Annotated in this window: 18 protein-coding genes and 4 pseudogenes; 13 read left to right on the plus strand and 9 right to left on the minus strand. The window is 68.9% G+C overall.

Annotated features, from left to right (window positions below):
* Positions 1–102: 102 nt before the first annotated feature.
* The 5 genes and pseudogenes from QCN29_RS00910 to QCN29_RS00925 form a co-directional block, all read left to right on the plus strand.
* Positions 103–482: pseudogene (locus QCN29_RS00910) on the plus strand (helix-turn-helix domain-containing protein); the annotation flags it as partial.
* Positions 483–543: 61 nt separating this feature from the next.
* The gene (locus tag QCN29_RS00915) at positions 544–2061 is read left to right on the plus strand and encodes an AAA family ATPase (protein WP_279925478.1); all 1518 of its coding nucleotides are present in this window, start codon (positions 544–546) and stop codon (positions 2059–2061) included.
* A 239-nt stretch (positions 2062–2300) separates the two neighbouring features.
* Positions 2301–2483: pseudogene (locus tag QCN29_RS37005) on the plus strand (DUF6256 family protein); the annotation flags it as partial.
* 228 nt (positions 2484–2711) lie between these two features.
* The gene (locus tag QCN29_RS00920; RefSeq protein WP_279925479.1) at positions 2712–2924 is read left to right on the plus strand and encodes a hypothetical protein; all 213 of its coding nucleotides are present in this window, start codon (positions 2712–2714) and stop codon (positions 2922–2924) included.
* Positions 2925–3313: 389 nt separating this feature from the next.
* Positions 3314–3733 carry a hypothetical protein gene (locus tag QCN29_RS00925; protein ID WP_279925480.1) on the plus strand — a complete coding sequence of 140 codons (420 nt, stop codon included), beginning with the start codon at positions 3314–3316 and terminating at the stop codon, positions 3731–3733.
* 509 nt (positions 3734–4242) lie between these two features.
* Here QCN29_RS00925 and QCN29_RS00930 read toward each other — a convergent pair.
* From QCN29_RS00930 to QCN29_RS36800, 3 genes and pseudogenes are all read right to left on the minus strand, one after another.
* Positions 4243–4809: a YceI family protein gene (locus QCN29_RS00930; RefSeq protein WP_279925481.1), complete on the minus strand. Its 567-nt coding sequence runs from the start codon at positions 4807–4809 to the stop codon at positions 4243–4245.
* 167 nt (positions 4810–4976) lie between these two features.
* Positions 4977–5174 carry a hypothetical protein gene (locus QCN29_RS00935; RefSeq protein ID WP_279925483.1) on the minus strand — a complete coding sequence of 66 codons (198 nt, stop codon included), beginning with the start codon at positions 5172–5174 and terminating at the stop codon, positions 4977–4979.
* A gap of 138 nt (positions 5175–5312) precedes the next feature.
* Positions 5313–5925: pseudogene (locus QCN29_RS36800) on the minus strand (STAS domain-containing protein); the annotation flags it as partial.
* Here QCN29_RS36800 and QCN29_RS00945 point away from each other — a divergent pair.
* Positions 5807–6163 carry a hypothetical protein gene (locus QCN29_RS00945; protein ID WP_318036680.1) on the plus strand — a complete coding sequence of 119 codons (357 nt, stop codon included), beginning with the start codon at positions 5807–5809 and terminating at the stop codon, positions 6161–6163. The pseudogene QCN29_RS36800 and the gene QCN29_RS00945 overlap by 119 nt on opposite strands.
* A 27-nt stretch (positions 6164–6190) precedes the next feature.
* A pseudogene (locus tag QCN29_RS00950) lies at positions 6191–6588 on the plus strand (heavy metal translocating P-type ATPase); the annotation flags it as partial.
* Positions 6589–6647: 59 nt separating this feature from the next.
* Here the strand turns inward: QCN29_RS00950 and QCN29_RS00955 are convergent.
* From QCN29_RS00955 to QCN29_RS00965, 3 genes are all read right to left on the minus strand, one after another.
* Entirely contained in the window at positions 6648–7760 is a 1113-nt protein-coding gene (locus QCN29_RS00955; protein ID WP_279925486.1) for an SPFH domain-containing protein, read from the minus strand.
* Positions 7761–7818: 58 nt separating this feature from the next.
* On the minus strand, positions 7819–8256 hold the full coding sequence (locus QCN29_RS00960) for an NfeD family protein (protein ID WP_279925487.1): 438 nt from the start codon (positions 8254–8256) through the stop codon (positions 7819–7821).
* Between the two features lie 387 nt (positions 8257–8643).
* A complete protein-coding gene (locus tag QCN29_RS00965) occupies positions 8644–8781 on the minus strand; it encodes a hypothetical protein (RefSeq protein ID WP_279925489.1) in 138 nt (45 codons plus the stop codon).
* A 532-nt stretch (positions 8782–9313) separates the two neighbouring features.
* Here QCN29_RS00965 and QCN29_RS00970 point away from each other — a divergent pair.
* The 5 genes from QCN29_RS00970 (at position 9314) to QCN29_RS00990 (ending at position 11608) form a co-directional block, all read left to right on the plus strand.
* Entirely contained in the window at positions 9314–9475 is a 162-nt protein-coding gene (locus QCN29_RS00970; RefSeq protein WP_279925490.1) for a hypothetical protein, read from the plus strand.
* 459 nt (positions 9476–9934) lie between these two features.
* Positions 9935–10198, plus strand: a complete 264-nt coding sequence (locus QCN29_RS00975) for a CopG family transcriptional regulator (protein WP_279925491.1) — start codon at positions 9935–9937, stop codon at positions 10196–10198.
* Entirely contained in the window at positions 10195–10608 is a 414-nt protein-coding gene (locus QCN29_RS00980) for a type II toxin-antitoxin system VapC family toxin (RefSeq protein WP_279925492.1), read from the plus strand. Before QCN29_RS00975 ends, QCN29_RS00980 begins: the two co-directional genes overlap by 4 nt.
* 121 nt (positions 10609–10729) lie before the next feature.
* Positions 10730–10876, plus strand: coding sequence for a hypothetical protein (locus tag QCN29_RS00985; RefSeq protein WP_279925494.1), 147 nt, complete (start codon positions 10730–10732; stop codon positions 10874–10876).
* Between the two features lie 144 nt (positions 10877–11020).
* Positions 11021–11608 carry a TetR/AcrR family transcriptional regulator gene (locus QCN29_RS00990; RefSeq protein ID WP_279925495.1) on the plus strand — a complete coding sequence of 196 codons (588 nt, stop codon included), beginning with the start codon at positions 11021–11023 and terminating at the stop codon, positions 11606–11608.
* Between the two features lie 27 nt (positions 11609–11635).
* On the opposite strand, the gene QCN29_RS00995 is transcribed toward QCN29_RS00990, so the two are convergent.
* The 3 genes from QCN29_RS00995 to QCN29_RS01005 all read right to left on the minus strand — a co-directional run bounded on the left by QCN29_RS00995 (position 11636) and on the right by QCN29_RS01005 (position 14928).
* Positions 11636–12295: an HAD family hydrolase gene (locus tag QCN29_RS00995; protein ID WP_279925496.1), complete on the minus strand. Its 660-nt coding sequence runs from the start codon at positions 12293–12295 to the stop codon at positions 11636–11638.
* Positions 12296–12324: 29 nt separating this feature from the next.
* A complete protein-coding gene (locus tag QCN29_RS01000; RefSeq protein WP_279925498.1) occupies positions 12325–13497 on the minus strand; it encodes an acyl-CoA dehydrogenase family protein in 1173 nt (390 codons plus the stop codon).
* A gap of 375 nt (positions 13498–13872) precedes the next feature.
* On the minus strand, positions 13873–14928 hold the full coding sequence (locus tag QCN29_RS01005; RefSeq protein WP_279925499.1) for a ScbA/BarX family gamma-butyrolactone biosynthesis protein: 1056 nt from the start codon (positions 14926–14928) through the stop codon (positions 13873–13875).
* Between the two features lie 105 nt (positions 14929–15033).
* Here QCN29_RS01005 and QCN29_RS01010 point away from each other — a divergent pair, with 105 nt between their 5' ends.
* Entirely contained in the window at positions 15034–15681 is a 648-nt protein-coding gene (locus QCN29_RS01010) for a ScbR family autoregulator-binding transcription factor (RefSeq protein ID WP_279925501.1), read from the plus strand.
* Positions 15682–15709: the final 28 nt, after the last annotated feature.

Below are 15709 nucleotides of genomic sequence, written 5' to 3' on the forward strand. Positions count from 1 at the left end.
CGGCCGCTGCGGACGCGACCGGTGACCTGGCTCAGCATGATCTGCTGTTCTGTCCCGGGAGGTTGTGGACGGTGACGGGGGTCACGGCTGACCGATCTTAATATGGTTGAGGGCCTTCTGGCCTGGTGTGGATTGCTCCATCTTGCACCAGCGACAGAGGGCTGGACTCTGCGCCGGGCCGCCGAACGCTTTCCGGGTGTCACCCACGACAGCCCAGGGGTAGGCCACCCACTACCGCGAACTGGGCAAGGCAGGCATGACCGACCGGTCCTCACGCCCGCATCACAGCCCGCGCCGGACTCCGACCCGCACCGAGCGGCGCATCATCAAGTGTCCGCGTGCTGCGCCGCTGGGGCCCGGCCCGCATCGCCTACCTCCTCGGGCTGAACCCCGCGACCGTTCACCGGGTCCTCACCCGCTACCGCCTCGCCCGCCTGACCCACGTGAGGGGGGGCACCCGCAGCGTGGCACCGCGGCCGGAGCGCGTTAAGCTCGACCCATGCCAATACTGTCTAGGTGCACCTGAACGGAAACGAGGAAGCTGTGCCTGAACAGATCGACAAGCCGGAGCGGCTGCTGGACCGTGATCACGAGTGGTCCCTCCTGAACGACTTCCTCACCGATCCATCCCCCGAGCTGCGGCTGGCCATCGTCTCGGGGCGGCGGCGGAACGGGAAGTCGTTCCTGCTGGAGGCGCTCACGGAGGCGGTGGGCGGGCTGTACCTGACTGCCGTGCAGGAGGAGGGTCGGGTGCCCGCGCTCCACCGGTTCACCGAGGCGATCGCCGCGCACGCGGGGGTGCGGCCTGGGGCGATGCGGCTGGACGACTGGCGGGATGCGCTCACCGCCGCACTGGAGGTGGTGAACCGGGCCTCGGGTGCACCGCTGATCGTCATCGACGAGCTGCCGTATCTGATGCAGCACTCCCCGGAGATCCCCGGGTTCCTGCAACTGCTGTACGACCAGTCGCAGTCCGGCAAGGCACCCGGCGGCCGAATCGTGCTGTGCGGGTCAGCGATGAGCGTGATGTCCGAGCTGCTGTCCGGCACCAAGCCGTTGCGCGGCCGGGCAGTGCTGGACCTGCGCCTGCCGGCCTTCGACTACCGCACCGCCCGCGCCCACTGGGGGATCGAGGATCCGGCGGTGGCGCTGCAGGTCGACGCCGTGCTCGGCGGTGCACCCGGCTACCGGCCGCTGGCCGCCGGGCCCGTGCCGCAGGGCGAGGCGGAGTTCGGCCCCTGGGTGGAACGCACCCTGCTGGACCCGGGGCGGGCCCTGTACTCACGGGTGGAGGCTGAATTCCTGCTGCGCGAGGACCCACGAATCACCCACCGCACGCTGTACTACGACGTGCTGTCCGCGGTCGCCCGGGGTGCCTCGACCCCGGCGAAGGTCGGCTCGATGCTGGAACGGTCCCGCTCCGCCATGGTGGCCCCGCTGGAGGTGCTCGAGTCCACCGGCTACATCCGCAAGGAGCAGGACCTGCTCAAGGCGCGGCACCCGGTCATCAGCGTGGCGGACCCAGTGATCCGCTTCAACCAGCTGATTACACTGCCCATGGTGGACCTGGTGGAGCGGAGGCGCGGAGCCCAGGTGTGGCAGTCGTCCCGACCGACGTACCACTCGAAGATCCTCGGCCCGCACTTCGAGGAGACCGCGCGCGAATGGGCCCGCTCCTTCGCCATCGACGAAACAGGGCTGTCGCTCGGCGCGGTGGGCACGGCGGAGATCGCGGATCCGGCCGCCCGGACCAAGCACGAGGTCGACCTGCTCGCCATGGCCCCCGGCGAGCGCCCTCAGAATCGGCGAGCCGCCATCGCCCTGATCGGAGAGGCCAAGGCCACCGTCCAACCCCGAGGACTCAAGGACCTCGAACGCCTCGAGCACATCCGGGCCCTCCTCGCAGACCAGGGGCACCGGTCCGATGACGCGCCCCTCGCCCTGTTCTCCCTGCACGGTTTCCATCCCGACGTCATCGACGCCGCCGGACACCGCCGCGATGTCCTGCTGGTCGACATCGGCGCGCTGTACGGCGACGGACCCATCCACGGCCTGACATGAATCAGCCAGGGTTGCGTGACTCACGGGGCACCATGGGCCCAGCCATGGCTCCGGAGCCGTGTGCGCAGGTTCGAATCCTGCCGGGGGTACTCCGGGAAAAGCTCCTGACCTGCAGAAATACAGGTCGGGAGCTTTTGCGTACCCGCCAAAACGCACACGGTCTGGTGGGTCGTTGCCGTTTCGGCTTGGACTATTGACAGCAGCCTCACAGGTCATGCCAGCCCCCACGGCATCGCCGTGGCGCACCCGGGCGCGGGCGGCCCGGCCTGATCCGAAAGGTGCTCGGCCTTGCCGTCGGCGGAAACGCGCTGTTGATGACCGTGGCGACCGGCCAGTACCACGAGGTGGCACGCCTGGGAGGCCGCTTCCTTGCAAGCGCATTCTCAGGCTCCGCGCTGCTGCTGGGGATCGCCCTTGCCGGTGTTCTTCACCGTCTCATGGCTCACCGAGCGACAACGGCTCAAGCGCGTTGTGGAGAGACGGACGTCCACACCGACGGCGGCGCGGCGGAGCACATGTCACACACGTACCAGCAACCTTGCGAGGCTGGCTGCCGATGTCGGACGCTGGACGTAGTCGTCCACAGGCGTGGGCGCAGTGCTCAGCTCCCTACCTTTACCTTGCTGCTCCTGCGGTCCGCGGGGTGTGAAATGAAAGTCGAACTGATCCAACGGACGGCCGACGTGCTGTTCGGCGTCCCGGACGATGTACATCAGGAGATCATCACGCTCGTCACTGCCGTGGCCCGGACCCCGAAGCCACAGGCCCCAGAGGTGGCGGCAGCGTTCGGTGAATGGTGCTGGCTCGTCTACACCAGCCATGGTGACGTGATCGAGGTGCTGGACGTCGGCTGCGCCCGGTGACGCCGGCAGCAGGTGGGATGACTGCACTGTGGTAGAGAGTGTCGGGCCTGCGCCTGGTCTCATCGGGGCCGTGGCGAGCGAGGTCTGGCTCGTGCTCGTCGGCTGGTTCGTGATCGCCTCAGCGACTGCGGTGAGCGGGCCGGCTGCGCCGACTCTGGCGCGTGTGGCGCGGGGCCGTGACCGCCGACTGCTCGTGGCAGCAGCCGGCACCACAGTCGCCGGCTTCCTGGCCGACCCCGCCTTGCTCTACCGGGATTCGGCCGTCACCGACGCGGTTCCGTGCGGCGCTGACCGCGGTTTGAGGTGGCTGCCATCCGGTGACGACGCAACGTCCACGCTCGGCCCTGCCTCGGTGGGACCGAAGCGAGGTTGGTGGAGAGAGATCAACGATGAGGCGAATCCTGGTCAAAGGCGACGACCTGCTCATACGTCTGTCGTGGTGGGAGAAGGCGGCCGCGCGCCGCGGCAATGTGCACGTGCCGCTGGCGGCGGTGTGCCGTGTGACGGTGGAACCCGATTGGTGGCGCGCCTTGCGGGGAGTCGCTCAGCGCGGTGCCTGGATTCCCGGCGTGATGTGCATCGGCATGCGGGGCCACCACGGCGGGGAGGACTTCGTGGCGGTGCGGCCCGGCAGGCCCGTGGTGTGTATCGAACTGTGGCCTGGGGCTCCCTTCAGCCTGCTCGCCGTCTCCGTGCCGGACCACGCCGATGCTGCAGCACAACGGCTCTGCCGTGTGGCACCGAGGATCGACTCGTCCACCTGTCGGCGTCAGGCTCTCCCCATCCCTGAGGAAAGAGACCCTTCCTGAAGAGATCCGGCCGGGAATGAAGGCCGGCCAGCGTCCGCCCGTCGACGGTTCCACGAGTTCGGTCGACGCTGTGGGCGAGCTGGCGCGGAGCCGCACGGCATGCGCCGCCACAGCGCCGTGGCCGGGGAACGGGGATGGCGAGGCAGCGGCGTCAAGGCAGTCGGCACGCAGGTCAGGTCGCCATCACGGCATCGCAGTCGGGGCAGACCAGGGATGTGTACTCCTCGGGGTACCAGGGGGTCTCAGGGTCCTCGGAAGGTTTCCGGCCGGTGGTCTCCATGGCGAAGGTGTCCTTGCCGCAGAGGGTTCGCGGTCCGGTCGCGGTGGGCCTGCCCGGGGCGGTGGGCGCCGCGTGCAGCGGCGGACGGACCCCTCCCCGCCACGCGCTCCATGCGTGGCCACCACCTTGTCGAGTTCGTACGCGACGACGATCTCGCCCATGCCTCCACGATAGTCAGCGGTCAGCCGCACGCCTGATCCGACCGCAGCAGCCGGACCGGCGGCTACGTTCACTCGCCCGCCGGTTCGAGCCGGGCCACGTCGAACTCGATTCGGACCTCGTCGGCCAGCCGCAGAGTTCCCAGGAAAGCGGTGTACGGCTTGATTCCCCAGGCGGACTGCGTGATGGTCGCCCAGCCTCGCAACAGCCCGTCTCCGTTGCCCTCCCCGTGCACCGTCGCTGGGTGGGTCCGGCCCTTGATGGTGAGGTCCCCGGTGATCTCGAAGGACTGCGGCGTTCCCGTCACGCGGGTGGAACGGAAGGTGATCGTGGGGTGTTCCGCGGTGTGCAGCAGAGCCCTGTTTGTCATTGTCCGTTCGATCTCGGCCCGATCGGCATCGGTGAGCGCCTTCAGTCCTCCCGTTCCCTCGCGGACCTTCAGCGAGCCCGTCTCGACCATCAGACTCACGGACGACCTGTCCGGGATGCCGACGGCCACCACCGCCTTACCGGACCACCGGACGGCCTCGATGGTGAGGTCATGCCCCGCTCGGCGGCCCAGCCCGGCACGGCCGGTCTTGATCAGGAGGCGGGTGGTCGAGGGCCCGAGCCGGTACGTTCCGTCTGTCAGTGCCACGGCGCCGAGGGTAGGGGACGGGTGTGTGTCCTGACCGCCGAGGCTGCCTGGTCGGCGTGTCCCCGTTCCTGTTCCTGTTCCTGCACCGCCTTGTCCCGTGCCCGGTCGTGCGGGCTGGTGGTGCCGGTGGCCCATGAGGCAGTTGTAGGCGCGGACACCGTGCGCGGCTACGACTGAGGGATGGTGAGCTCGCGGCCGCGGTAGAAGCCCTCCCGCTCCTCTGCGCCATACGGGGCCATGGCCACACGTCGCTGCGCCTCCGGCTCGGAGGCCCGCCAGGACTCGCACGCCTTCTCGGAATCCCAGAAGGACACTCCGGTGATCTCCTGCCCGTCCTCCGACCCGTACGCGAAGGCCCGCCGCATCCGAGGCCCCACTTCTGCTCGCGCGACGATCGCGGCGCTGTCCGGGGATGGCGGCCATGAGGCGGGCAGGCACGGTCTTCCGTCGTGGTGATCAAGGACTCGACACTTCATGATCAACGGGCGTCGTGCCTGCCTCGGTCAGTGACTGGCGGTGAGCTCCCCGCTGAGCCTGCCGTGGAGCTGGGCGCTCCGGTCGTTGAGGCCGGTGATCTCGACGTCCTTGCCGCGCTGGGCGTACTTCGTTTCGATCGCGTCGAGGGCGGCGACGGAGGAGGCGTCCCAGATGTGGGCTGCGCTCAGGTCGATGACGACCTTCTTCGGGTCGCCCGCGTAGTCGAATTGGCTGACCAGGTCGCCTGAGGAGGCGAAGAACAGCTCGCCCGTGACCCGGTAGACGACCACGGTGCCGTCGGGGTCGGTGACAAGCCGTGACCTCGGCGAGGTGAGCGACCCGCTTGGCGAAGATCACCATGGCAGTGATCGAGCCGACGACAACGCCGATGGCGAGGTTGTGGGTGGCGACAACAGCCGCGACGGTGATCACCACGACAGTGATCTCACCGGCGGGCATCCGCTTGAGGGTCTTCGGGGCGATGGAGTGCCAGTCGAAGGTCGCGAACGACACCATGATCATGACAGCCACCAGGGCCGCCATGGGAATGTCGGAGACAACGGGGCCGAAGACAATGCACAGCACCATCAGGAACGCCCCTGCTAGGAAGGTGGACAGGCGGGTGCGGGCGCCGGACACCGAGCGGCCGGGGAGACAGCAGGAGCAGATGCGCGACCTGCTGGACGCCTCCGACCGCCTCGACGGCGATCAGCTCACGCCCAGGGAGCGGCAGGCCCTGCTGGAGCGTGTCCGCGGATACGAGGAGGAAGCCACCGAGCAGGTCGCCCGGCTACGCGTCCAGCTGGCGCGCACCGAGGAGTTCGCGCGGACACTGCGCGAGCGGGTGGAGCGGAGCCAGGAGGCCGTCCTCCCGTAGGGTCGGCTGCCTCACCCCCTCTCGTTCGCCCTCCCGCTCTACCTGGCCGACGCCCCGGCGTGGCTCTGGGCGCCGCTGTACGCCGCCACCTGCATCACAGGCGGCCGGGAACCGAGGGAGGGCCTGGAGGCCCTGAAAGACAAGACCTTGGACGTGGATCTCCTGATGGTCGTGGCCGCCCTCGGCCAGGTCCTCGACGGGGCGCTGCTGATCTTCATCTTCGCGACCTCCGGTGCCCTGGAGGCGGTAGCGACCACCCGCACCGAGGACTCCGTGCGCGGTCTGCTTGACCTCGCCCCTCCACCGCGACCCGGCTCCAGGCACCCTCGGCGGCGAGGAGACCGTCGCAGCCGAGGTCCTGAAGATCGGGGACACCATCAGGGTGCGGCCCGGCGAGCGGGTCGGCGCCGACGGCCCGGTCCTGGAAGCGCCGAGAACCCTGCAAGCGTCAGGGCGGCCCCGGGCTCCAGCCGAGGCTAGGGGGTCAATCGTTGTGCTTGTGGCCCCGGTGCGGTGCCTGGGGTGACATCGCGGCCTCGGCCTCCGCCTTGGCGTCGCTCACCGCGGCGGCGGCCTGCTTCTCGGCCTCGTCGGCAGCCGCCGCGGCGTCGAGTGAAGCCGTCGAGCCCGCGCCGAGCGCCGGGATCCGGCTCTCGTGCGACGTGTCGTCAGCTTCGGCGGTGGCTGCTTCCCCGGATCGCGCAGGTTGCGGAGCACCCGCCCTCGACTGCTGGTCGCCGAACGCGCTGGTGACGGTGCGGACCGCCTCAGTCAGCTCGCCCGGGATCACCCAGAACGTGTTGTTGTCGCTGCTCGCCAGGTGCGGAAGCGTCTCAAGATACTTGTACGCCAGGACCTTCGGGTCCGCGTTGTTGCGATGGACGGCCTGGAAGACCAGCTCCACCGCCTTCGCCTCGCCGTCCGCCCGCAGGATCATGGCCTGCTGGGTGCCCTGTGCCTCCAGGATGTCCTTCTGCTTCGTGCCCTCCGCAGTGAGGATCTTGGCCTGCCGCTCCCCCTCCGCGTGCAGGATGGCCGCGCGCTTGTCCCGCTCCGCCCGCATCTGCTTCTCCATCGCCTCCTTGATCGTGTGCGGTGGATCGATGGCCTTGATCTCCACGCGGTTGACCCGGATGCCCCACTTGCCGGTGGCGTCGTCCAGGACGGCGCGCAGCCGGGAGTTGATCTCCTCACGCGAGGTGAGCGTCTCCTCCAGGTCCATGCTGCCGATGACGTTGCGCAGCGTGGTCACGGTGAGCTGGTCGATCGCCTGCAGGTAGTCGGCGACCTCGTAGGCCGCCGCCCGTGGGTCGGTGATCTGGTAGTAGAGCACCGTGTCGATGTTCACCACGAGGTTGTCCTCGGTGATCACCGGCCTGGGGTCGGACGAATAGACCTGCTCGCGCACGTCGAGTTTGGTGTTGATGCGGTCCGCCACCGGCACGACCAGGTTCAGCCCGGGCTGCAGGGTACGGCGGTACCTGCCGAAGCGCTCGATGTTGTAGCGGCGGGCCTGCGGCACGATCCGCACGCTGGAGGCCACGAGGAAGACCACGACAAGGGCCGCCACGAGAAGGGGGATGACCAGTGGATCCACAGTGCCTCCGTTGCTGCGTGTTCAGCTGTTTCGGTGTCGGCCGGTCGGTGTCGGCTGCTCAGGGCAGGAGATCTCGGGGGTAGACGATTGCCGTCGCGCCCTCGATCTCCATGACGTCGACCAGTGCTCCCGCGGGGATCACCAGGGTCTCGTCGAGGGCTCGGGCGGACCACTCCTCGCCGGAGAGCTTGATCAGGCCGTGGGTCGCGGTGACCTCCCGCATGACCTCAGCCCGCCTGCCGATCAGCGCGTCGGTCCCGTCACGGGTGAGGGGCTGCCGTGCCATCTGCCGCAGCGCGACGGGACGGACGATGAGGAAGCCCGCTGCCGCCGCCAGCGCGAGCGCCAGGAACTGGCCGAGGACACCGACGCCTACACCGGCGACTACGGCGGCGACCAGCGCGGCGCCCGCGAGCAGACCGAAGACCAGTGTCAAGGTGAAGAACTCCGCGACACCCAGCGCCGCGACGGTAAGCAACCAGACGAACCACGGCATCGAATCGCCCTCCTCTTGGGGCTTTCTTTACCAAGCTACCTCCAGTGGCGCGGGACAGACAGACACAGGACGCGGCTCCTGATCGTTGAGTGGTTTGCCCTGGTCTGGACAGCTGAACTGCGACCCCAGTTGTGAGCGCCGGTGACGGCGGTCAAACGGTAAAGAAGCGCCGGGGCTGTCATGTGGCACGGGGAGCCTTGGGCGTGCGTCTGCTCGTCTGTCGAGATCCCCGCGCCCACTGCTCGCCGCGCGCGCCGCGTGGGGGACAGGTGCCAGCGCCACTCCAGGAGTTGACGAGACCCGTCGATATCGCGGTCACGGTCCACCCGTTCCGTGGTGACCGCCGGCTGGGAGCGCCAACACCGGGCTGCACGTACAGGGCGGCGGTTACGGCGTGGCCTCGGTTGCTGGAGGTGCGGCGGGTTCGGGATGGCCGTGTTCGCCGAACCAGCGGGCGAGTTTGCCGCGGCGCCCGACGGCGCGCAGTAGTCGCAGCGCCAGCATGATCTGAAACGCGACCTGCATGCGGCGTCTCATCCGGCACCACTCACGACCGTGTCACTACCTGCCGACACTCCACTGCCCCCGATCCGCCGGCCTCGAAGAACCGGCACCGCGTTCCCTCGGCCCTCACCACGAACGGGAAGGGCACATGGTCATCTTCCGGGGCAGCCAGGGGGCGTTCAACGGTACGTGCCAGATCCGGCCACAGTAGGTGACACCGGCGTGGATTCGGTAATGCCCTGCATGGTCGCTGACATGGGATCCAGTCGGGGGTGGAGACCTCAAGCGCCGCCATCTCCGACGCGGACGCGCGGCGGCGCTCAAGGAAGCCGGCATCACGCCGCCGTCGCTGGGGCTGGACGCTCCGACGCTCGCCGGACACCAGCCGGTGCCGCTGATCGACCTCGGGCGCTGCAACCTCGCCACCGCCCGCTTGCTCGCTGCGGCTCTACGGGCCGAGGGAACCAGCCGATGAGCGACGGTACGGAAACGCTCACCACCGAGGAACAGCGCTTGCTGTTACGGGTATTGGCTGCCTTGAAGACGTTGCGTGATGAGTGAGGGCAGCGGGCGGTACGCCCGCTGGATCGCGGGGCGGGAAGGGCTGATCGTTCGAGCCGAGCCGCCTGTGGAACCCGAACCGGTGCTGGAGCCGGAAGGCGACCGGGAGCCGATGCTTCTGGAGTCGGAGCGGCTGGGGGACAGGCGGCCATAGTTCCGGGAACTGAGCGAGCGGCTTCGAGAGCTGAACCACTGGAGCAGTCATGGTGACGGTCTGCGGTGAGCGGGGAGCGACAGGAGGAGCGGCCAGCGTCGACGCCGTTCTCGTCCGGCCCGGCCAGTCTCAGGCTGTCGCCCTGGAGCTGGTCCGTCCCGATGTCGGAGCCACGCACGTCGACGACGTACTCCCCCGGGTTTCCGGCCTCCTACCGCTCGCCCGAGAGCACGCCACGATGGCTCCAGCGCAGGTAGGCACTCGTGGGCCACCCAGGCGTCCGGCGCCGAGACGACTTCTTCCTGCCAGTCCACGTTTCCCCGCCATCACCGTGCCGCCTGGATCTTGATCCCGTGGTACCAGGGCAGTCAGACGATGACCACCGGCGATCTCGCCGAGGTGCAGCGGCGGCTCGTGTGCCACACGCGCACCGGTAGCATTCGCGGTAGCATAAAGGGTATGAGCGAGCCTACCCAGAAGTACTCGATCACGATGCCTCGGGACATCGCCGACGCCGCCCGCGCCCGTAGCGGCCCCTCCGGCCTGTCCGCCTACGTCGCCGCCGCCGTCGCCCGGCAGATCGAGCGCGACAACCTCAACGAACTCATCCAGGTTGCCGAGGCGGAGCACGGCCCCGTCACCGAGGACGAGGTGCAGGCCCTGCGCGATCAGTTGCACCAGGCACGCGCGCAGCAGACCGGCAACGGGAAGAACGCGGCGTGATGCGCTCCTCGGCCACCCCGGGTGGCACGTTGGCACTCGACAGCGAAGGACTGGCCCAGGCCGTACTGCGCGACCGGACGGTCACAGCCTGGCTCGCCCTTGCCCGCGCCGATGACCTGCGCGTGATCACGTCCGCTGCCACCTTGGTGGAAGTCGTCCACCCGCGCATCAACCGACCCGCACTGGACTGGACCCTTTCCCGTCTCATCGTGGAGCCGGTCACGGAACCGATCGCCCGCCACGCCGCCGCACTCCTGACCGATGCCGGCCTGCACGGCCATAAGTACGCGATCGACGCCATGCTGAGCGCGACCGCCCTGGCCGCCCCCGGGCCCGTCACCATACTTACGTCCGACCCGGAAGACCTGGCCGCACTCTTCGGGTCGCGCGCGACGGTCATCAAGATCTGATTCCCGTATCGGCATGAAGCGCGCATTTCGAAATCACGGGACATACGCGGGCTACATCCCTGGCGCAGCGTTGCGTTCTTGTGACATTTGACGACGAATAGGCCGGTGTCAAGACTGCGGCATGCGAGAAGCAGACCGCAATGCGCCGTCGGAGATGCGCGACGACATGGCAAAGGTCCTCTCCCGGCACAGCGATGTCGTCCACCACTCGGCGAGCTCGCTCTCCGACAACGTGGCGATAGGCAGCGCCCGAATCCGGCCTTCGTGAGGGCTTTGGTCACCCACCAGGCTTCCGGTGTATCCGTCCAAGTGACCGACTTCCCCCTCCCCGCCTTGTGGCCGGGCCGCCGAGCAAGAAAAGATTCGTCAGCGACTGTTATTGCGAGTGACCGAGCGTTGCTGGAGGGGCATTATGGCCAAACAGGAGAGGTCTTCGCGGACGCATGAGCGATTTTTGGACGCGTCGGCCGACGAGTTCTCACGCCATGGCTACGCAGGAGCCAACCTTCAGCGTATTGCGACCCATGTCGGCATGACCAAAGGCGCGTTGTACGCCCACTTCCCCTCCAAGGACGCCCTCGCGGCTGTGTTCACGTCGGCGTTCGACCGAGTGGTGCAGGAACTGCTTCAGGACATCGGCGAGGATGACCTGACGATGGCGAGCCTGCGCCATGTCACGGTCGGTTTCGTCCTCCGTATGCAGTCGGACTCGCGGTTCCGCGCCGGGATCCGGCTCGCGTTCGAGGAGGGCTGTACCCACGGTCGCGTGCCTTCCGTTATCAACAATCTGTCGGACACGCTCACCCGGCTTATCCGCGACGCTCAGGAGAAGCGGGAGCTGACCACCCGGCAGCCTCCGGAGCTGATCAGCTCGCTCGTTGTGGCCCTGATGTTCGGGATGTACTACACCGCGGCGGCGGCCGGGAGCGGCGATGACGCCGAACAGGTCTGCGAGCTTTGGCAGTTGCTCTCTCCGAGCGACCCGGAGTGCAGCGCATGACGGCTGGGCGACGGCGGCTCGCCCAGCTCAGACCGGCCCGCCGCCTGGCAGGACGCGGGCGTCGGGAATCCTGGCCAGCAGCTCCGGGCTGCCGCCGACGACGACGGGGTGTCCGACCTCCGTGAGCATCGGCAGGTCCGAGGAGTGGTCCCCGTATCCGTAGCAGTCGGACAGGCTGATTCCCGGGTAGCGCTCGGCCAGGCCCCGCACGGCTCTTCGCTTGCCCTCCCCGATGCACGGCTCGCCGACCACGGCTCCGGTGAGAACGCCGTCCCGCACCTCGGGGCGGGTGCAGAGCACATGGCGGGCACCGGCATCGACCGCGACAGGATCCAACACCGCGGGCAGGGAACCCGACACCAGGACGACATGGTCCCCGGCGTTCTGATGCTCGCGCAGCGCCGCGCGCACGGCTGGAACATAGAAGCCCGGCATACCGCTCCTCCTGGCGAACCATCTGGTTCCCCAGTCCGTCACCGCGTCCAGCCGTTCGCCCCGCCACGCCTCGTAGTACACCCGGTTTCCCACCTCCCGTGGAGAGCCTGCGGCCACCAGGGCGCCGATACGACGCCGTGTCCCGGCCGCGTGCCGCGCTCCGTCGGCGCCGTACCGCCCGGTGAAGTAGAAGTCCAGGAAGTCGAAGAGACTCTTGCCGTTGAGCAGGGTCTCGTCGACGTCGCTGAACACCAGCCGTCGGGGGGGGCGGCCCCGGTGTGTCAGGCATCGCCGTCCCCATCTGCGTCGAGGGAGCGGGCGTAGGCCTCGGCTGCCGGTTCCAGGCGAAGTGCGCCATGGGAGGCGGCCGTCAGCACGTCCGACCAGTGACGGTGCAACTCGCCCTGCACGTCCCGCAGATGGGCTCCGCCGGTGCGGAAGAGCCGGTCGACTGCCGTGGCCAGCCAGTCCACCGCGAGGGCGGCGTCCCTCCGGTTGGCCGCTGTCGCCGCCTCGGTGATCGCCCCGGCGTCCGCCCTTTCCGCCGCCGTACGCAGCATCAGCTCGGCCGCCTCGATCTCCGCGGCCGAGCGGGCGAGGCGCTCCTGCACCGCCCCGTGGTCCAGGGGCCGTACGCCACCGGGCGTGGCTGTCCGGGCCCAGCGGTTCCAGATGGCGAGGGCGCGGCGGGCGGCGCCCACCGCGGGAGCGCAGAACATGAGCCCACCCACCAGGTGAGCGGGCGCTGCGTGGCACCGGGGCAGGCCCTGCGCGCCGCCGCCGGCGAGCAGCGTGGCGAGGGGGACGCTGCGGCCGTCGGGCACGACCGTCGCGGCGAGGACGACGGTGTTGCTGCCGGTTGCGCGCAGCCCCGTGGCGTTCCAGGTGTCGCGCACGGTCACCAGACTCCTCGGCACGGCGAACACCCGGACTGGGCGGCCCGGTTCGTCGGTTTCCGGCGCGGCGAGCAACACCCAGTGGGCATGGTCAACGCCGCTGGCCAGATCCCACTCGCCCTGAAGGGTCCACCCTCCGGACACCCTGGTCGCGCTTCCCGACGGGGGCATGAGGGAGGCGGCGATCCGAACGTCGGGGACCTCGCCCCAGAGTTCCTTCTGCCCTTCCTCCGGCAGCTGCGCGGCGAACCGCCCGTGCGCCGCCCACAGAACGGCACACCACGCGGCCGAGGCACACCCCTCCCCCACGTCGACTGCCGCACGGAACACCTCGGTGAACGTCCCTTCGGCGCCGCCCCAGCGCTGCGGGACGAAATGCCGTGCGAAGCCCGCGTTCGTCAGAGCGATGATGGTATCGTCTGCCAGCCGCCGCTCGCGCTGCGCCTTGTGGGCGTTGCGACCTGCCGTCTTTGTCGCCCGTCGTATTGCATGGGAGCCGGGCCCCTCGAACGGTCCAGGGGGCGTGGCTCGAATTCGTCGTATGTCGGCGTCAGTCATGGCGTGCTCTTTTCAGTTGGCCCCGACATGAGCTGGTGAGGGCGCCGCGGATGCGCAAAGACGCGACGGACCCTTCGATTTTCCGCCACACTTCAGTACGATTCCTTCCTGACGGTTTGTAATCGGTTCGCCGATCAGGCTGGAGGCAGCAAGAGGAGGCAGGGCGTGGGGCGTTGTTCTGTTCCCGGGCGAGAGGGCGGCGTCGGCCGTCACGAGCCCCAGCAGGCAACATTCACCCCGTCGCGACGCCCGGCACGCACTCTCCCCACACCTGGCACAAGCCCGGGTACGTCCGGCACGAGGGCGTGCACCCGGCACGCCGAGAGCACGCACCGGACGCCGTTCCTCGACGGGCGAACGTTGGCCGCTGGGGCACTACGCACAGGGCACAGGCAGGCCCACAGGCTGGTCAGCCGTCGTGACGAGTCGTACCGGAGCCCACACCGAAGCGCAGCTCGCGACCAGGGTGTCGCCCTGGAGCGCGTCGATGTGCAGCCGGTGCTCGGCCCGTGCGGCCACAGCCGCCGGATCGTCGGCCGTCGCCTTCTCTCGTACAACGAGTCGGGTGGGCACGTCGAGTTCCGCGAAGGCCAGACAGTCGACAGCCGCCGACACGAGAGTGAGGGCGGGGCCGTCACCTCGCGGCGTGGCCGAGTGGGTCATCAGGTGCCCCAGCTGGCGGAAGCCCTCCAGCAGCACCATCAGCGGCAGATGATCTGTGGGGTGGTCGAACAGGATGGCGTGATCGGGGTTCGGCCGCAGGAGCCACTCGGCAGCCGACGAACCGCGTACCAGCACACTGTCCCTGTCCCGCAGCCGACCGACCAGGCCCGGCTCCACACGCCGATACGACTCCTCGGCCGCGACGGACAGGGACTCCGCCCGGCCACTCCGCCCGCGGACGATCCGGTAGCTGCGCTCGTCGAGGGCGACCACCCGCAGGCTGCCGCGGCCGCAGCGCCGGCCACCGACGGAGAGCGCGACCTCCAGCCGGGCGCCGTAACGGCGGGGCGGGCGGCGGTCGGTCCACTGCCAGCGCGCCTCCAGCTCCACCGGGATCGGTCGGCCACCCACGCACAGCGCGTCGGGGTCGGTGATCTTGAAGTCCATGTCGTACCCTACGAAACGGTGGCCGAGCGGGACTTCGTAGTGCCAGTGGGCAAGGTAGACAAGCGCCTGTCTGATCGTCTCGGCGAACAGCAGGGGGTCGCTTCTGCGCTGGGCGTCGGGGTGGTAGAGCGCGTGGTCACGCGGCCATTGGCCGCCGACCAGGAAGTGGTTTTCGCCGAGCACCATCGCGTCGGTGACGAAGACCTCCGCCACGGCGGCCCGGTGCACCAGCCGACGGGCTACGGTCCGCTGGAAGTCGAGCTCGGGATCCGCGCGGACGCGGTGCTCAGGATCCTCTCGCCGAAGTCGGCACTGGTACATCGTCTCTCCCCCCACTAGAACTCGAGGCAGGCCGACGCACCCTGCCTCCAGAACCTCAAATATACCTTCGAGCAGGTTTCTTCAAAAGAGCGAAAAGAGATCACCATGGAAATGGCCGGGCCGCGCACCAGGGAGCTGAAGCAGGAGCGCGCGGTACGGACGAGGGAGGGCATCCTCACAGCCGCCGCCCAGGCGTTCGCCGCCGACGGCTATCCAGCGGTGACCATCCTGGACGTGGCCGAGGCGACCGGGATGACCAAGGGCGCTGTCTACTTCCACTACGAGAACAAGGACGCCCTCGCGCTCGCAGTGACCGAACAGTTCTACCGCCGAATCGACGAGATCGCCGAGGCAGTGGCGGAGTTGGAGCTCCCGCCGCTCGGCTCCGTCGCAGAACTCCTGCTCCGGACGGCCGCAGCGTTCCGGGACGAGACAGTCGTCCAGGCAGGAGCGCGGCTGCAACTCGAACGGCAGTTGATCGGTGTCCGGCTCCCGCTGCCGTACGAGGCGTATACCCGGCTGATCACCTCATGGCTGGCCAGTGACCGTGAAGCGGGGGCACGGGAGGACCTGTCGGCGCCCGAGACCCTCGCCACGGTTCTGGTCTCGGCCTTCTTCGGCGCCCAGCACATCTCGTGGGTGTTCGACAACCGAGCCGACCTGGTGGAACGCACCACCGACCTGATACGGACGATCATTCCGTCGGCGGTGGAGGAGATGGGGCGATGTCCGTCCGCGCCGAGACGAGAATGAGGGTTCGGAACCCGCAGAACCACAGGCG

This window comes from Streptomyces chengmaiensis (assembly GCF_029846775.1).
GTDB classification, from domain to species: domain Bacteria; phylum Actinomycetota; class Actinomycetes; order Streptomycetales; family Streptomycetaceae; genus Streptomyces; species Streptomyces chengmaiensis.